This window comes from Acidobacteriota bacterium (assembly GCA_040754075.1).
Classification (GTDB): domain Bacteria; phylum Acidobacteriota; class Blastocatellia; order UBA7656; family UBA7656; genus JBFMDH01.
The window spans coordinates 126,846-142,367 of record JBFMDH010000010.1 but is presented as its reverse complement, the minus strand read 5'-3'; the positions used below and the strand labels follow the sequence as shown (position 1 = coordinate 142,367).

At 50.7% G+C, this 15,522-nt stretch carries 7 protein-coding genes; all 7 read left to right on the top strand.

The window, feature by feature from the left end; all coding sequences use genetic code 11:
• Nucleotides 1-21: 21 nt before the first annotated feature.
• The 7 genes from AB1757_13145 to AB1757_13115 all read left to right on the top strand — a co-directional run bounded on the left by AB1757_13145 (nt 22) and on the right by AB1757_13115 (nt 15,432).
• Entirely contained in the window at nt 22-2,439 is a 2,418-nt protein-coding gene (locus tag AB1757_13145; protein MEW6127979.1) for an ABC transporter permease, read from the top strand.
• A 134-nt stretch (nt 2,440-2,573) separates the two neighbouring features.
• Complete coding sequence (locus AB1757_13140) at nt 2,574-4,991, top strand: ABC transporter permease (GenBank protein MEW6127978.1); 2,418 nt, start codon at nt 2,574-2,576, stop codon at nt 4,989-4,991.
• A gap of 31 nt (nt 4,992-5,022) precedes the next feature.
• Nucleotides 5,023-7,473, top strand: a complete 2,451-nt coding sequence (locus tag AB1757_13135) for an ABC transporter permease (protein ID MEW6127977.1) — start codon at nt 5,023-5,025, stop codon at nt 7,471-7,473.
• A 221-nt stretch (nt 7,474-7,694) separates the two neighbouring features.
• Nucleotides 7,695-7,964, top strand: coding sequence for a hypothetical protein (locus AB1757_13130; GenBank protein MEW6127976.1), 270 nt, complete (start codon nt 7,695-7,697; stop codon nt 7,962-7,964).
• A gap of 78 nt (nt 7,965-8,042) precedes the next feature.
• A complete protein-coding gene (locus tag AB1757_13125; GenBank protein ID MEW6127975.1) occupies nt 8,043-10,511 on the top strand; it encodes an ABC transporter permease in 2,469 nt (822 codons plus the stop codon).
• Between the two features lie 15 nt (nt 10,512-10,526).
• Nucleotides 10,527-12,983, top strand: coding sequence for an ABC transporter permease (locus AB1757_13120; GenBank protein ID MEW6127974.1), 2,457 nt, complete (start codon nt 10,527-10,529; stop codon nt 12,981-12,983).
• A gap of 13 nt (nt 12,984-12,996) precedes the next feature.
• Entirely contained in the window at nt 12,997-15,432 is a 2,436-nt protein-coding gene (locus AB1757_13115) for an ABC transporter permease (protein MEW6127973.1), read from the top strand.
• Nucleotides 15,433-15,522 lie beyond the last annotated feature (90 nt).

Here is a 15,522-nt window from a genome sequence, read left to right as displayed (position 1 = left end):
CGAATTGAGAAGAGGAAAACCATGCAAACTTTGATACAGGATTTACGTTATGGCTTACGAATGCTCATGAAAAAACCAGGCTTCACCTTTATTGCCATATTGACGCTGGCGCTCGGCATCGGCGCGACCACCGCAATCTTCACCATCATCAACTCGGTGTTGCTGCGTCCGCTGCCCTATCCTGATGCTGAGCGATTGGTCTATGTCGGACAGAAATTCAGGAGCGGTTTAGCCGGTTCGGGCGAACCCAAGTTTCTTTTCTGGCGCGAACACAATCAATCGTTTGAAGCGCTCGCGGCTTACTCAAATTTTGGCGGCGCGGGTGGCAATTTATCGAGTGGAAACGAGCCGGAATTCGTCAGAGGGTTGCGGATTTCCGAAGATTTCTTTCAAGTGCTCGGTGTTTACCCCGCGCTCGGTCGTCCGTTTACCCAAGCCGAAGACACACCGGGCAGCGCCCCCGTGGCGATTTTAAGTGATGGATTGTGGCAAAGGCGATTTGGCGGCGACAAAGATTTGCTTGGTAAAACCGTTCTGCTCAATGACCAATCCGTAACCATCGTCGGAATTTTGCCCAAGCATTTTCAGTTCAGTGAATCAATCGATTTATACGTGCCGTTGAAGGCGCGACCCAATGCCAATTATGACCCGAACGCCACCGTCGTCGGGAGATTGAAATCGGGCGTGACCCTTGAACAGGCAGCAAGCGAATTTCAATCGATTGCCGACGAGTACCGCGAGGCTTTTCCCAAACAGATGCAGGAGGGGGAAAGCGCAGGCGTCAGACCCTACAAAGAAATTTTCACCGAAGATGTAGAAAAATTGTTGTGGATATTGTTTGGCGCGGTCGGCTTTTTATTGTTGATTGCCTGCGCCAATGTTGCCAATTTGCAACTCACACGCGCCGCCGGACGACAAAAAGAGATTGCCGTGCGCCGCGCGCTTGGCGCTGGCAATGGGCGCATCATTCGACAATTACTGACCGAAGGCGTGTTGCTTGCGCTCATCGGCGGCACCGCCGGTTTGTTGCTGGCGGTCTGGGGTACGGAAGTTTTAATTGCCGCTTTGCCACAAGGCTATTTGCCCAATGCCTCGCAGATCAAAGCCGACGGTTGGGTATTGGCATTTGCAATCGTGGCAGCGATCATCACAGGTCTCTTATTTGGACTCGCTCCGGCGTGGCAAGCGGGCAAAGTCGATGTCAACCAGACGTTGAAAGAGAGCGCCGGCAGAGGCACCGCCACACGCGGGCGATTGCGCGGCGCATTGGTGGTTGCCGAAGTCGCTTTGTCGCTGGTCTTGCTTGTCGGCGCTGGATTATTGATTCGCACCTTTGCGAATCTGCTCAATGTCGAACCGGGCTTTGACCCGCGCAATGTATTGACCTTTCAGGTTGCCCTGAACGGGGCGCGTTACGATACGACCAGTGAAGCGGCGGCTTTTTATCGCGATGCTACCGAACGCATAAAAGCTCTGCCGGGTGTCGAATCAGCGGCGGTGGTGAATAAATTACCGCTCGATTGGCAATTCAACATGCCGGTTACTTTTCCCGAAAATCCCGACAAGGTGCAATCGGTGCAGTTGCGCATGATTTCACCGGAATATTTCAAGGTGATGAAAATCGCTTTGCAACAGGGCAGAGAATTCAATGAAGCGGATAACCCGGGCGCAGCGTCGGTGGCGATTATCAATGAAGCCTTTGCCCGCCGCTACTTTAATGAAAAGAATCCGCTCAACCAGCAACTCACCGTCGGGCGCGGACTGGGTGACCCGATGCGCCAGATTGTTGGGGTGATTGCCGATGTCAAACAGATGGGTCTCGACAGTGATGCCCTGCCGATGGTTTTCGTACCGATTCCGCAAATGTCCGACAAATTGATGGCGGTGGTTCGTGCGTTTACGGTAGCGAATTTCACCGTGCGAACCCGTGTCGCGCCGCTCAGTTTGAGCAAGGCGATTAAGAATGAAATTGCGACGCTTGATGCGACGATGCCGGTCTCGCAGATTTTAACAATGGAAGAGGTCGCCAATCGTTCAGTCGCTTCGCAACGCTTCAATATGTTGATGCTCGCGCTGTTTGCGGGACTCGGTTTGTTATTGGCAGCCGTGGGAATTTATGGCGTGGTTTCAAATGTCGTGGCGCAACGCACCAATGAAATCGGTTTGCGAATCGCCCTCGGAGCGCAATCGGTTGATGTCGTGAAACTGGTGGTCAAATACGGATTGGGGCTTGCCATCTCAGGGATTGGCTTGGGATTGATTGCTTCATTCGGATTGACCCGCTTGATGAAAAGTTTTCTGTTTGGCGTGAGCGCCACAGACCCTTTAACCTTTGTATTAATTTCAATATTGCTCATCACTATTGCACTGCTTGCTTGTTACATTCCGGCGCGACGAGCCACTAAAGTCGATCCGATGATTGCCCTGAGATACGAGTAATTGCAATGAGCTGTTAAAGATGTTCGGTTCAATCAAGCAATCGCGGAACCGGTTATCGAGAAAATCATGGATCATTCGCAACCGTCACTCAAACAGCCTTGCACAACCGACATCTTCCGTTAAGAGAGGAAGTAATGGAGATATTATTTAAAGATATTCGCTATAGCCTGCGCTCGTTACTTCAAAATCGCAGTTTTACCATTGCAGCCATCATCACTCTCGCCTTAGGCATTGGCGCGAATACGGCGATTTTCAGTGTCATCAACGCGGTGATGCTGAGACCCTTGCCGTATGCGGAACCCGAAAGGTTGGTGGTTCTCGGCGAATCCATTCCTGATGAAAAGACCATCGACTATGAAATCTCTTATCCGAACCTGCTTGAGTTGCAATCACAGAATCAATCCTTTGAGCAGGTCGCCGCTTTCGGATTTAACGAATCTGTGCTGAAAGGCAAAGATGAACCGGCAACTGTTTCAACCATGCTGGTTTCTGCAAATTTCTTTTCCGTGCTTGCTGCAACCGTCGAACAGGGGCGCAGCTTTATTGAATCCGAAGACCGACCGGGAGGTGAAGCGGTTGTTGTCATCAGCCATCATTTCTGGCAACAACGATTTGGTGGCGACCCTGATTTTATTGGCAAAACCATTAATCTGGACGATGAGCTTTATACAGTCATCGGCATTATGCCCGCAGATTTTAAATTGCCAGATGAGCGCATAGAGGTGTGGATGGCAGTGGGTCGCCTCGCTGACGAACCATTTATGAAAAACCGCGCGGTGCATTTTCTTTCGGCGATAGCGCGACTCAAACCCGATATCACGCTTGAACAGGCGCGTGCTGATATTGAAACCCTTGCTACTCGCATTCAGCAACAGTACGCCAGTGAAGACCCTGGACATGGCTTGCGACTTACGACATTGCAAGCGCGTATAGTGGGCGATTTGCGTACTGCATTACTTGTGCTTTTCGCTGCGGTTGCTTTTTTACTTTTGATTGCCTGCACCAATGTCGCCAACCTGCAACTTACGCGAGCGCTAGGGCGACAAAAAGAACTGGCAATTCGCGCAGCGCTTGGCGCAAGTCGCCTGCGTATTGTTCGTCAATTACTTACCGAAAGTTTAATACTCGCCCTATGCGGCGGCGCTTTTGGCGTGTTGCTGGCTCTATGGGGGGTTGACGTGCTGGTTTATCAATTGCCCGAATCATTCCCGCGCGTAAAAGAGATTGGTGTTGATCGGTTCGTTCTCGGTTTTGCCCTTCTGGTTTCGGTTTTATCAGGTGTGCTATTTGGCTTGCTTCCGGCAGTCAAAGCGGCAGGCGCAAAGTTAAACGAAACGCTCAAAGATGGTGGCAAGGCGCTTTCGTCGGGGCGAAGTCGCGCGCGTAATGTATTGATTATCACCGAAGTCGCCCTTTCACTCATTTTGTTAATCGGCGCAGGGTTGATGATGAAAAGTTTCTGGCGATTAACCAACGTCAATCCGGGATTTCAAGCAGACCATCTGCTGACCCTGAATATCTCTTTGCCGAGAACGAAATACCAAAGCCGCGAGCAGGTCATCAATTTTTATAAGCAACTTCCCGAACGATTGGAAGCGGTTCCGGGTGTTCAAGCCGTCAGTGCCGTAAATGCTCTGCCAATCAGCGGCGGTGATTCCCACGGCGAACTAGCGATTGAAGCTCGTCCATTTAATCCCGGGGAAGCGCCTGCGGCGAGCTTTCGCCGCATTTTGCCAAATTATTTTCGCGCAATGGGAATCGTCTTACTGAGCGGTCGTGAATTCGATAAGCGCGATGAAAGCGGCGCGCCCGATGTGACGATTATCAATGAAACGATGGCGCGGCGTTATTGGCAAACCCCTGAAGCCGCGATTGGGCAACGAATCAAAGTTGGACCGGCAGAAAACGAACCCTGGTTGACTATTATCGGGGTTGTCGGTGATGTCAAACACGAAGGTCTGAATGCGGAACCAGACCTTGCTACCTTTGAACCGCACTCAAAACGACCGCGCATGACCATGAATTTATTAGTGAGAACCCATGTTGAACCCACCAGCGTACTCCCTTCTGTACGCCGGGAACTTAAAACGGCAGAAAGCGAACTGTTGATTGAGAAGGTGAGCACCATGACGGAACGCATTGATAAATCGGTTGCCCCTGAGCGGTTGAATGCGATTTTACTTGGTATCTTTGCTGCGGTTGGGTTGTTTGCCGCAAGTATCGGGATTTATGGGATGCTGGCTTTTTCCGTAACCCAGCGTACACGCGAAATCGGTATTCGCCTCGCCCTCGGAGCAAAGCGTGCTGATATTCTGAAAATGGTTATCGGGCAGGGATTGCGATTGGTGGTTGTAGGCATCGCGTTAGGTTTACTGGCTTCGCTTTGGTTGATGAGGTTGATGGAGAAGTTGTTATTTGAGGTTCGCCCAACTGACCTTTCAACCTTTGCAGTGATTTCTTTGATTTTGACAGGAGTGGCGCTGGTAGCCTGTTTGGTGCCCGCGCGACGAGCCACGAAAGTCGATCCGATGATTGCCCTGAGATATGAATAAAACAATCTTCAAATAAGAAATTGGGAGGAGTATGAATACATTTTTACAGGATGTGCGTTATGGATTTCGTCAGTTGATTAAAAATCCATTGTTCTCGGTGATTGCCGTTTTGACCCTGGCGCTTGGCATCGGCGCAAACACAGCGATTTTCAGCCTGGTGAACACCGTATTATTGCGCCCCTTTCCGGTGCATCATTCCGATCAACTTGTCAGTTTGAATGTCGAAGGGAAAGACGGCGGGATATCGACATTTTCTTACCCGGACTTTAAAGATTTTCAGGAGCGCAATGAAGTTCTTGATGGCATCTATGCGACGCGCATTACGCCCATGAGTCTCAGTCACAAAGGCAGCAATGAACGCATCTGGGGTTATGAAGTATCGGGGAATTATTTTGAAGTGCTTGGCATACAAGCCATCAAAGGTCGGATTTTTACCAACGAAGCAGACCGCGTCAAACTCTCTAGTCCGGTCATCGTTTTAAGCTACGCCTGCTGGCAAAATCGTTTTGGTGGCGATGCGGCAATCATTGATAAAGAGGTCATCATCAACGGGCATACCTTTAAAGTGATTGGCGTGACCCCGGAGGGATTCACGGGAACCGAACTAATTTTCTCGCCGGAAATTTTTGTCCCCATGACCATGCTGGAGTGGATTGAACCCGGCAGCACCTGGTTGGAAAAGCGGGGCACGCACAATATCTTTGTCAGCGGACGGCTCAAGGAAGGAGTGAGTCAACCGCAAGCCGAAACCGCTTTAAATATTCTGGCAACCCAGCTCGCCAACGAGTACCCGGATACCAACGAAGGCATGCATCTTTCACTCGGTGCGCCGGGTTTTATTCTGCCCAGTATTCGCACCGCTTTTGTCAGTTTCTCTTCGATTTTACTGGCAATCGTTTCGCTGGTTTTATTGATTGCCTGCACCAACCTCGCGAGTTTGATGATGACGCGCGCCACCAAACGCAGTAAAGAGATTGCCATTCGCCAATCGCTGGGCGCGAGTCGCTGGCAGTTGATCAGACAATTGCTCACCGAAAGTTTATTGCTATCGCTTTTGGGTGGCACTGCCGGATTATTGCTGGCTTCGTGGATTGTTGATGCGGTGCTGGCGCTCAAACCCCCGATTGATTTGCCGGTCACTCTGGAATTAAAAATCGACTGGCGGGTGATGGTCTTTTCACTGGCAATTTCGCTCATCACCGCTATTTTGTTTGGTTTGATTCCGGCGTTGCAGGCGACGAAAACCGATATTGTTTCAACCCTGAAATCGGAAACCACAATCGGCGGTCACCATCGTTCGCGGATTCGCAATAGTCTGGTGGTGGCGCAGATTGCCCTGTCGCTCATCTTGCTGGTTGCCGCCGGACTGGTGTTGCAATCGCTCAAGCAACTGCAAACCCTTGATGTCGGGTTTCAGGTCAGTAATGGCATCGTGATGTCATTTGATATTGGCTTGCAGGGCTATGATGAGGCGCGCGGACAGCAGTTTCAAAAGCAAATATTAAATCAGGTGAGGTCGCTACCGGGTGTGAAAGCGGCTTCGCTTTCAGACCTTTTTCCCTTGAGTGGGAATTATTCAAATAACGGCATCTATGTTGAAGGACAACCGACCGCGCGCGGCATGAATGTTCCCAATGCCCTGGTTGGGTCTGTGGCTCCCGAATATTTTAAAGCGATGGAAATTCCTGTGCTTGAGGGGCGCGAATTCACCGAGCAGGATGAACAAAATAGTCGGCGTGTGGTGGTGGTCAATGAAGCTTTCGTGCGGCGATTTCTCCCGGAAGCCGAATCGCTTTCGCAAGCTATTGGCAGACGGTTCAGTTATCGAAGCAGCGAAGGTCCGTTTATGGAAATCATCGGCATCGCCAAAAACGGAAAATACTGGAACATCACCGAAGAACAACAACCCTTTTCCTACACTCCGCTACAGCAAAGCTATAACTCTTATACCACGCTGATTGTCCGTGGTGTGACGGATGCCCGTCCATTGATTCCGCTGGTGCGCAATGAATTCAGGAAACTTGATGAAAATCTTCCGGTTTTTGGCGAAAAGACTCTGGAAGAACATCTCGGATTTACGCTGTTTCCGGCGCGAGTTGCAGCAACTTTATTGAGTGGCTTCAGTCTGGTTGCGCTGATTTTGGCAACCCTGGGAATTTACGGGGTGATGTCGTATTCTGTCGCGCAACGCACGCGTGAAATCGGCATCCGCATGGCGCTTGGCGCAAAGCGTAGTGATGTTTTGCAGTTGATTTTGAAACAGGGAATTCGCATGGCAGTGATTGGCATGATTATTGGTCTGGTTGCCGCTTTTTCGCTCACCCGATTAATGTCAGGATTGCTTTACGGCACCAGCGCCACAGACCCCTGGACGTTTACGTTGGTCTCTATAATTTTAGCAAGTGTGGCGTTGGTAGCCTGTTTGGTGCCCGCCAGGCGGGCGACGAAAGTCGACCCGATGGTCGCGCTCAGATATGAATAGATTTCAACATTTGGTTTTTAATTCCAAAAACCCCGCAACCAGCAAAGCCGTTTGGTTGCGGGGTTGAATTGAATTGCACATGTGGGATAACTAATTCCCAAAAGCGCACAACGACGTTCAAGGCTCATCCGCTAACCAATCAATAACATCAATTATTTCAGCATTTTTTTGAACTCTCCCGATGGCATAGGAATTGACTAATGCTTTCTGCGATTTCTCAAATGCGCGAGACACCCGGCCTGAAAGATATGGAAACCTGTTTGTGGAAAGGTTTGAAGATGTTTAGTCATTGCATACTCTTGTTAATTCTGGCTTGCGAATTGTTAATGCAATCCGCAGGCTTCGGTAATGAAAAGCCGGATATGGCTTCATGCCTGATTAATCAAGCAAAAGCCCGCACGGTGATGACAACCGAAGATGATGCTTTAAACCCCACGGGTAACGCTTCCGTGTTGAAGCTCGCAGAAAAAGCGGCGCAACTGCATGGATAGAGGTGATTTTCGGTAATTCCGTGTGGCTTCTTTGAGGTTACGCAACCATTCACAGGTTGATTTGCAGAGGAGAAAATTATGACATTCTTTCAGGACTTACGATATGGCATGCGGATGCTGATGAAGCAGCCGCTTTTTACATTGGTAGCGGTGCTGGCGCTCACTTTGGGTATCGGCGCGAATACGGCGATTTTCAGTGTCGTCAATGCCGTGTTGCTTAGACCGTTGCCTTACGAAGAATCTGATCGATTGGTGATGGTGAATGAACGCAGCGAACAAATGGATGGGATGTCCATCTCTTATCCCAACTTTACCGATTGGAAAGCGCAAAACCGTGTGTTTGAAAATTTCGCGGTGTTCAATCGCGGCAGTTATAACCTGACAGGAATCGGCGAGCCTGAACGCTTGCAAGCCGGACAGGTTTCGGCAGACCTGTTCTCGGTTCTCAGAGTCAACGCCTGGCGCGGGCGTGTATTTACCAACGACGAAGACCAGCCCGGCGCACAATCAGTCGTGATGTTAAGTCACGGTTTATGGAAACGACGTTTTGGCAGCGACGAAAAAATTCTCAATCAAGACATCACTTTGAATAATCGCAGCTATACGGTCATCGGCATTATGCCCGAAGGCTTTCTCTTTCCCAGCCGCGTCGATATGTGGGTGCCGGTGGGACCGCTTTCGGCTCAGGAAAGCTGGAAACAGCGCGGCAATCATCCGGGGCTTTATGGCGTGGGGCGGTTAAATCCCGGTGTAACCATCGAACAGGCGCGCGCCGATATGGACAGCATCGCGGAAAATCTCGAAAAGCAATACCCGGATTCCAATCAAGGTAATCGCGTTCGCATCGTTCCGTTGCTTGAAAATTATGTGCAGGACATTCGTCCGGCGCTGTGGATTCTATTAAGCGCGGTCGGCATGGTTTTATTGATTGCCTGCGCCAATGTTGCCAATCTTTTACTGGCGCGCGCCACCACCAGACAAAAAGAGATGGCGGTTCGCGTGGCGCTGGGCGCGAGTCGTTGGCGCATTATTCGCCAGATGCTCACCGAAAGCGTGGTGCTCGCGCTCGTCGGTGGCGGACTGGGTTTGTTGTTGGCAAATTGGGGCGTCGCTTTAATTCTCGCCATCAGCCCGAATGGCATTCCGCGTTCGCGTGAAGTCGATCTCGATCTTCGCGTGCTCGGTTTTACCTTGCTGATTGCGGTGTTGACCGGGTTATTGTTTGGCATCATTCCGGCATTGCAAGCCAGCCGTCTTGATGTGCATGGCACGTTGAAAGAGACGGGGCGCGGCAATACCGGCAGACATCACTGGCTGCGAAGCGGACTGGTAATCGGTGAAATGGCGATGACCTTAATCCTGCTCGTCGGCGCGGGTTTACTGATTCGCAGTTTTTATCAATTGCAACAGGTCAATCCCGGGTTCTCTTACGATAACCTGTTAAGCTTCAGCGTCTCTCTGCCGCAAAAGAAATATCAGACTGATCAACAACGCATAAACTTTTTCCAACAGGTCATTCAAAATCTGCAAAGTACAGCGGGGGTAGAGCATGTCGGCTTGGCATCGGGTCTGCCGCTTGGCAATAACGGCTGGCAGACTTCGTTCACCATTGATGGTCAACCGCCTCCCGCGCCCGGTCAAACGCCGCTTCTGGAAGCCTGTCTGGTGAGTCCCGATTATTTTAAAGCCATGAATATTCCGTTAATTCGCGGACGCTATTTCACCGAACAGGACAATCGCGCGCATTTGACCGAAGAGAAGCTGCGTGGACTCAGCCCGGATATGGCAAGCTATATGGGATTGAACGCGATTATCATTGATGAAGAATTTGCCCGTCGTTACTTTCCCGATGAAGACCCGATTGGCAAACATATTCGGATGGGTGGCACCGATCCGAAAAATCCCGTGGCAACCGTCGTGGGCGTTGTCGGTCGCGTGAAGATGGACGGACTCAATACCGATTCCAATCGCGTGCAAGGGTATTTTCCGTTCCTGCAAACCCCGCAAAGCGGCATGACGGTTGTGGTGAAAAGTTCAGGCGACCCCGTTAAAATGGTTGCCGCTGCGCGCCAGCAGATTCTTGCGGTTGACCACGACCAACCGATTTATGAAATTCGCACAATGGATGAAATCAAATCCGAATCCATCTCAACCGAAAGATTGAACCTCACATTATTAGGCATTTTTGCAGGCGTGGCATTGATTCTCGCGCTGATTGGTATTTACGGAGTAATGAGTTACGCCGTCAGCCAACGCACCAATGAAATCGGCATCCGCATGGCGCTCGGCGCGCAGATTTCCGATGTCATGAAGATGGTGATTGGCGAAGGCATGAAGATGGCGGTCATCGGTTTGAGTATCGGACTCGCAGGAGCTTTTGCGGTTACGCGGTTTATGGAAGGGATGCTTTTCGGCGTCAAGCCAACCGATCTCACGACCTTTGCTGCGGTATCGGTGATTTTGGCAGGAGTGGCTCTGGTAGCCTGTTTCGTGCCAGCCAGACGGGCGACGAAAGTCGATCCGATGATTGCCCTCAGATATGAATAAACAACCAGGAGTATTATGAGAAATTTTGTACAGGATGTTCGTTACGGATTTCGCCAGTTAATTAAAAGCCCGATGTTCACCCTGGTGGCGGTGATTACGCTGGCTTTGGGGATTGGCGCTAACACCGCCATCTTCAGTGTCGTCAATGCTGTGTTGCTTAGACCGTTGCCCTATAACGAACCCGAGCAACTGGTGGCGGTTGCCGAAACCGATACGCGCAAGGTTGAAATTCGTGGGGCGCTTTCCTATCCCAACTATTTCGATTGGCGAAAGCAAAACACCTGCTTTGAAAATTTCGCCTCCTACTATCGCAACAGCATGGCGCTCACCGGTCTGGAGACGCCTGTCGATATTCCTTCGGCTACAGTTTCAGCCAACCTGTTTGCGGTTTTGAAAGCCAATCCGCAACTCGGTCGCTGGTTTACCGAAGACGAAGAAAATCCCAACGGCAGGCTTGCGGTCGTCATCAGTCATCGCCTGTGGCAAAAACAATTCGGCGGCGATCCGAATATTCTTTCACGTTCCATCAAACTCAATGACCGGCTCTTTCAAGTGGTCGGTGTGATGCCCGCAGGGTTTCAATTTCCCATCAAAGCCGACCCGGTTGACCTCTGGGTCACACTCGCCGTTGATGGTATGAAAACCGAGGACGACGACGCGCCAATGACTGAACAACGCGGGGCGCATTTTTTCGAGGGGATTGCGCGTCTCAAGCCCGGCGTTTCGATTGAACAGGCGCAGGCTGAAATGAGTCAGATTGCCAGCACTCTCGAAAAACAGTACCCGGAAGAGAACACCTATCGCGGCATTAAAATTTCTCCTTTTCAAGAAGTGCTGGTTATCGATTATCGCGAAGCTTTGCTGATTATTTTAGGCGCGGTTGGTTGTGTGTTGCTGATTGGCTGCGCCAATGTCGCCAATTTGTTACTCGCCCGCGCTACGGTGCGTCATAAAGAGATTGCCGTTCGTGTGGCGCTGGGCGCGAGTCGCTGGCAAATCATTCGCCAGTTGCTCACTGAAAGTTTATTGCTGGCGGTTGCCGGTGGGGTGCTGGGTCTGTTGCTCGCGTGGTGGGGCACGGAGGCGCTGGTTGGATTGATTCCCGAAGATGTGCCGCGTCTTGCGGAAATCAATATCGATTGGCGGGTGCTGGCGTTTACTTTTGTCGTATCGCTTACCACCGGCATTTTATTCGGATTGGTTCCCGCATGGCAGGCGACCAAAGTTGAATTAACCGAAGCCATGAAAGAGAACACCCGCGGCACCGGCGCATCGCGTCATCGTTCGCGTTTGCGAAACGTATTGGTGATTGCCGAAGTTGCCATCGCGGTTGTGTTATTGATTAGCGCAGGGTTATTGCTGCAAACCTTTCGCAAACTCCAGGATGTGAATCTCGGCATTGATACGCACAATGTTTTATCTGCGGAAATCGATTTGCCTGTAACCCGTTATCCCAAACCCGAACAGGCAGCCGCGTTTTATCAGCAGTTGACCGAACGGTTGAATTCGCTGCCGGGAGTGGTAAAAGCAAGCGCGATTACGCCGATGCCGCTCAGCGGCAATGGCTACCGCACCAGTGTTGAATTTGAAGGGCGGGAATATCCGCAAGGCGAGACGCCGCGTTCCCATTTTCGCGTCATCACCCTCGGCTATTTCGACACCTTGAAAATCGCACAGGTGAGCGGACGCGATTTCAATGAACACGACACCGATAAATCGCTCAAAGTGGTAATCGTCAATGAAACCTTCGTTAAAAATTATTTCCCCGATGATAACCCCATCGGTAAACGTGTGAAACCCGGTGTTTCGGTCAGCGAAAAAGAAGAGCCTTGGCGGGAAATCATCGGCGTCGTCAAAGATGTCCGGCACAGCCAAATCCTCGGACGCGAACCGGACCCGGAAATCTACCTGCCGCACACGCAGTGCCAGTTCAATTTTATGGGATTGGCTATTCGCACATCGGGCGAGCCGGGCGCGATGGCAAAATTATTACAAGCCGAAGTCAATGCCATTGATAAAGATATTCCGCTTTCGCGTGTGAAAACGCTTGAACAATATCTCGGCGTGGCAATTGCCCAACCCCGCTTCAATGCCATGCTGTTGGGAATGTTCGGACTATTGGCTTTGACATTGACCAGCATCGGTCTTTACAGCGTGATTGCTTATTCGGTGGCGCAACGCACCCAGGAAATCGGTGTGCGCATGGCGCTTGGCGCGCAGACCGGCAATATTCTGAGAATGGTTTTGCGACAAGGGTTGATGCTCACGGCAATCGGTTTAGGCATCGGCATCGTGAGCGCCTATTATTTGACCGAACTGCTAGCCAGGATGCTTTACGGGGTTCGCTCGACAGATTTTTTAACTTTCTTGTTTACCAGCCTGATATTGACAGGAGTGGCTCTGGTAGCCTGTTTGGTGCCTGCCAGGCGGGCGGCAAAAACCGACCCGATGGTTGCCTTGAGGTACGAGTAAAAGGAGAAATTTCATGCAATCTTTCCGGCAAGATGTACGATTTGCGCTTCGCGTACTTTTGAAAAATCCGCTGTTCACGCTGGTGGCGACCATTGCTTTGGCGCTGGGGATTGGCGCAAACACGGCGATTTTCAGCGTCGTCAATGCCGTATTGATTCAAGCACTGCCTTATAAAAATGCCGATCAACTGGCGATAGTCTGGGAGCATAATTTTAAACGCGGGCGCGACCAGAATGTGGTTTCACCTGCGAACTACCTCGACTGGAAAGAACAAAACAGAGTTTTTGAAGATATGGCGGTTTTCATTGACCAGCCGGTCAATTTAGTCGGGGGTGGCGACCCGGAAGAAATCATCGCTCAGTATGCCTCGCCGAACTTCTTTTCCCTGCTTGGCGTAAATGCCGAGCGTGGTCGGGTCTTTTCATTGGATGATGGAACAGACGGACAACCCGCAGTCGCTATTCTCACACACGGTTTATGGCAGAGACGATTTGGCGGCGATGCAAATATTGTCGGGCAAACAATTAGTTTGAATCAACGCGATTGTCAGGTCATCGGGGTGTTGCCGGAAAATTTCCAATGGTTCATTAAATCGGGGTCGATTACCGGAAAACCTGCGGAACTGTTTCTGCCTTATGTGCTGCCTGAACAAGCGCGGGTTCGCCGTGGGCGATACCTCTCATCGGTGGCGCGCTTGAAACCGGATGTCTCAATCGAACAGGCGCAATCGGAAATGACTGCGATTGCCCAAGGATTAGAAGCGCAATATAACGATTTCAATGCCAATTGGGGCATCAATGTAGTGCCGCTCAGGAAACAGTTGTCAGGAGAAATTCGTCCGGCTTTGTTGATCTTGGCGGGCGCAGTTTTTTTTGTGTTGTTAATTGCTTGCGCCAATGTCGCCAATCTGCTGCTCGCGCGCGCTTCAACTCGTCAAAAAGAAATTGCCATTCGCAAAGCTCTCGGCGCGAGTCGCTGGCAGATCACCAGACAATTACTCACCGAAAGTCTGGTGCTATCGCTGATTGGTGGAATACTCGGTCTGTGGTTAGCCATCTGGAGTAAAGATTCACTGATTGCCCTGGCTCCGCCCAATCTGCTTAGCGTTCAAAATGTCAAACTTGATGTCTGGACGCTCGGATTTTCGCTGGTGATTTCGTTATTGACCGGATTGATTTTCGGACTGATTCCGGCTTATGAATCATCACGCGATAATTTTCAGGAAACCCTTAAAGAAGGCGGCAAAAATATTGGTGGAACTTCGCGGACGCATCGCTTGCGAAGCGCCTTCGTCGTCGCTGAGATGGCGCTGGCATTGGTGTTATTAATCGGAGCCGGGTTGTTGATGAAAAGTTTAGGTCGTCTGCAAACCGTTGACCCCGGATTTCAGACCGCTAACCTTCTCACCATGCGCGTAATGTTACCTGCCAGTAAATATCCGCAGGATAATCAACGCACAGGGTTTTTCAATCAGGCGCTTGAGCGTTTGAGAAATCTGCCCGGCGTGCAATCTGCCGGAGCTATCAATGCTTTACCGTTTGTTCAACCGCCAGCAGGCACCAAGTTTGAAATTGAGGGGCAACCGAAAGCTGTGGTCGGTCAAGAACCGATCACCAAGGTTTGCGTCACCGATAAAAATTATTTTGACACCATGCGCATTCCTTTAAGAAGCGGTCGCTTTTTTAATGAACAGGAAAACACCCAAGTGCGCCACGTGGTGATCATTAATGAAAAGCTGGCTGAGACCTATTTCCCTGGTGAAAACCCACTCGGCAAACGCATCACGATTGCCATGAAAAACGAAAATTTGCCGACCGAAATCATCGGAGTCGTTGGCGATGTTCGTTACATGAACCTCAACAGTGAGAGCGAACCGATGGTTTATTGGCCGCATCCCGAACTGACCTATTCATCGATGAATTTTGTTATCCGCACCCAGAATGACCCTTTGAATCTGGCGGGTGCGGCGCGTGCCGTGATTGGTGAACTCGATGCTGATCAGCCGGTCGCCGATGTGCGCACCATGGAAAGCATTGTCGGCAACACCTTGGTGAGCGCGCGCTTCAATATGTTGTTGCTTTCGATATTTTCAATGCTTGCGCTGGTATTGGCTTGCGTTGGGATTTATGGGGTGATGAGTTATGCGGTGACACAACGCACCCACGAAATCGGCATTCGCATGGCGCTGGGCGCGCAAACCCGTGATGTCTTGCGGATGATTATCAAAGAAGGGTTGAGCCTCGCACTTTTAGGGACATTGATCGGTCTGGTTTCGGCGTATGGCTTAACCAGACTGATGACGAAATTGTTGTTCGAGGTCAGTTCAACCGATTTTGTCACCTTTATTATCGTACCGCTGATATTGACAGGAGTGGCTCTGGTAGCCTGTTTGGTGCCTGCCAGGCGGGCGGCAAAAACCGATCCGATGGTTGCCTTGAGGTACGACTAGAACCGCAATTCGTCGAACCGGTTTTCCATTTTGATTGCGGGATTTGAATAATTTGCAGAAATCGGCTGGGTGAGCATTTAGCTCCAAAAC

Excerpts from the sequence above, each read along its gene's own strand:
- AB1757_13115 (MEW6127973.1), top strand. The coding sequence starts at position 12,997 with ATGCAATCTTTCCGGCAAGATGTACGATTTGCGCTTCGCGTACTTTTG.
- AB1757_13125 (MEW6127975.1), top strand. The coding sequence starts at position 8,043 with ATGACATTCTTTCAGGACTTACGATATGGCATGCGGATGCTGATGAAG.
- AB1757_13130 (MEW6127976.1), top strand. The coding sequence starts at position 7,695 with ATGCGCGAGACACCCGGCCTGAAAGATATGGAAACCTGTTTGTGGAAA.
- AB1757_13145 (MEW6127979.1), top strand. The coding sequence starts at position 22 with ATGCAAACTTTGATACAGGATTTACGTTATGGCTTACGAATGCTCATG.
- AB1757_13120 (MEW6127974.1), top strand. The coding sequence starts at position 10,527 with ATGAGAAATTTTGTACAGGATGTTCGTTACGGATTTCGCCAGTTAATT.
- AB1757_13135 (MEW6127977.1), top strand. The coding sequence starts at position 5,023 with ATGAATACATTTTTACAGGATGTGCGTTATGGATTTCGTCAGTTGATT.
- AB1757_13140 (MEW6127978.1), top strand. The coding sequence starts at position 2,574 with ATGGAGATATTATTTAAAGATATTCGCTATAGCCTGCGCTCGTTACTT.